At 65.2% G+C, this 2,504-nt stretch carries 4 protein-coding genes; all 4 read left to right on the plus strand.

The annotated features are described in order from the left end of the window. Positions 1 to 36 precede the first annotated feature (36 nt). Positions 37 to 432, plus strand: a complete 396-nt coding sequence (locus GF405_03425; GenBank protein ID MBD3367213.1) for a hypothetical protein — start codon at positions 37 to 39, stop codon at positions 430 to 432. Positions 433 to 449: 17 nt separating this feature from the next. Further along, positions 450 to 941, plus strand: coding sequence for a hypothetical protein (locus GF405_03430; GenBank protein MBD3367214.1), 492 nt, complete (start codon positions 450 to 452; stop codon positions 939 to 941). Between the two features lie 17 nt (positions 942 to 958). Next, positions 959 to 2,182: a hypothetical protein gene (locus GF405_03435; GenBank protein ID MBD3367215.1), complete on the plus strand. Its 1,224-nt coding sequence runs from the start codon at positions 959 to 961 to the stop codon at positions 2,180 to 2,182. A 191-nt stretch (positions 2,183 to 2,373) separates the two neighbouring features. Further along, positions 2,374 to 2,504: NAD(P)-binding protein (locus GF405_03440; GenBank protein ID MBD3367216.1), on the plus strand; the 131-nt coding region annotated here is incomplete at its 3' end.

A 2,504-nucleotide genomic window follows, 5' to 3' on the forward strand; every position in this document is an offset into this window, starting at 1 on the left:
GTGTTCCACAGACCGAAGCGAGACGCGCTTGCCGCCGTGCAGCGCAAGGCGGCCCGGGCGGAACAGGAGCTTCTCTACGTCGTCTCCCACAGCGAGGAACTCGGACGCATCGAGAGCTTCCTGCCGGCTCCGCTCGAGGAAGGCACCAACGGCGCGGAGCGCTTCCTCGCCATCGTCAACGAGGAGGCAGGCCGTCTCGGCGCCGTGATCACGCGCGTCGAACCCATGGGCGAGACGCCCGACGGCGACTACATGAAGCGCACGTTCAAGCTGACTCTCGAGGGCGGCTTCCAGGAGTTCCGCGGCTTCCTGCGCTTCCTCGAGACGATTCCCGAGGTCGTGATCATTCACGCGTTCGACTACCGGTCGAGCAGCATCGGAGCGGGGCGGACGCACCGCGCCATCATCACGCTGTCGGTCATCGGATACTGATCGGAGCGGAGGGATCGATGAAGAACCGCGAACGCACGATCGTAGCACTGATAATCGTGCTGACAGCCGTGTCAGGGGTCGTGGCGGTGCGCTCTCTCACGAGTTCCGTCGTCCGCATGCAGGGGGCCGGGTCGCTCGCAACTGACAGCCCCGGCAGCCTCGAGACCCGCGGCGAGGAGGTCACAGGCCTCATGACGACGCTTGCGAGCGCCTCTGAGGTCGAGCCCGAGGACGAGGAACTGCGCGATCCGATGGTTCCCTACAAGGTGAAGATACAGCGGACGACGCCGACCACAACGGCTGCGCCGGCGCGTCCCCGATACGCAGCGACCGCGGTCATCCTCGACGATGAGGACCCGACCGCGATCCTGAGATCAGGCGGCCAGAGCATGATCGTGCATCTCGGCGACGAACTCGACGGCGGCCGCGTGACAGCGATCGAAGCAGACGGAGTCACGCTTGAGGGCGCGGACGGCACGACGAAGATCGAGCTGTCGCGCTCCGACTAGGCACGGAGGACGATAACGTGAAGACATGCACAGCAGCTCTCACAGTGCTTCTCGCCGTCGCCCTGCTGTCGCCGTTCGCGGCCGCAGAGGACATGGCGGGAAAGCTGGTGACGATGCACGCAATGGAGACCCCGCTCTCCGACGTTCTTCAGATCCTCTCGGAGAAGAGCGGGTTCAACATCGTCGCCAGCACTGAGGTCCAGGACCAGCTGATCTCGATCCGGATCAAGTCGACGCCGGTCGAGGAGGCGCTGAACCTGATCGTCCGAGCGGCGGGGCTGGGGTACGAGAGGATCGGCAACTCGATCCTGGTGGCGGAGGAGAGCGTCCTTCAGACCGAGACCGGACTTTCCACCTACGTCATCCCTCTGCACTTCGCCGACGCGTTCGAGCTGGTCGACGTCGTGAAGACCATCACCGAGGCGGTCACGGCCGACCCGGGCGGCAACAGACTGGTCGTCGTAGCATCGCCGGGGACGATCGAGCAGATCCGTTCGATCATCCAGGAACTCGATGTACCACCGGTTCAGATCATGCTTGAGACCGAGGTCATCGAGGTCTCGACGACGGATCTCATGGAACTGGGGCTCGACTGGTCCAAGCTCGCGAAGCAGACGGTCCTCTTCACGGAGGGGCGGCCCGACGACTCGGCTCCCGACGAGTACCCGTCCGAGATGCCGTATCAGGGACTCGGCATCGACGGGGACGACGTCCATCGTCAGGCCCAGCTTCTCGAGGTCGCGCTCGACTTCCTGGAGAACGACGGCCGGGCGAAGATCCTGACCCGGACGACACTCGTGACGCTCAACAACCGTGAGGCCGAGATACACATCGGCGACGTCATCCCGTACACGGTCACGGGGACGACCACGGGGGGCGTCATCGAAGTGAGCGTCGAGCGCGAGGAGGTGGGCGTCGAGGTCACGGTGACGCCGCGGGCGTCGGGTGACGGTCACATCACCGCGATCGTCGAGCCGAACGTCAGCTCGATCGTCAGCTTCGTCGGACCGAACAACGAGATTCCGTGGACGAAGGAGCGGCGCGCCACGACGCAGGTCCGCGTCAAGGACGGTCAGACGTTCATGCTCGCCGGCCTTCTGACGGAGGACACCACGAACGATGTGACCAAGGTGCCGCTTCTGGGCGACATCCCGATTCTCGGCCACATCTTCCGTCACACCCGCGAAGAGGTGAAGAACACCGACCTCATCATCAAGATCACGCCGAGCATCATCTCGTAGACAGCCGTCCGAACGGACGGAGCGACCGGACGCGCCGGGGCCCTTTTCTGGGTCCCGGCGCTCTGCGTGTGGGGCCGGCTCCGTGGGGGCCAAAGGGGGCGCGGCGGCGGGCGGGCCGGCCGTGCTTGAGTGCCGCTCCCCATTCCGGTATACTCCCTGTTCGATTGCGTCTGAGACCGGGAGAGGAGCCCTTGGAACAGCATGACATCGTGATCGTCGGGGCCGGACCGGCTGGACTCACAGTGGGGCTCAACACGAGCCGGGCGAGACTCTCGTCCCTCGTCATCGAGATGATGACGCCCGGGGGCTGGGCGGCGACAAC

The organism is Candidatus Effluviviaceae Genus V sp., from assembly GCA_014728125.1.
Taxonomy (GTDB): domain Bacteria; phylum Joyebacterota; class Joyebacteria; order Joyebacterales; family Joyebacteraceae; genus WJMD01.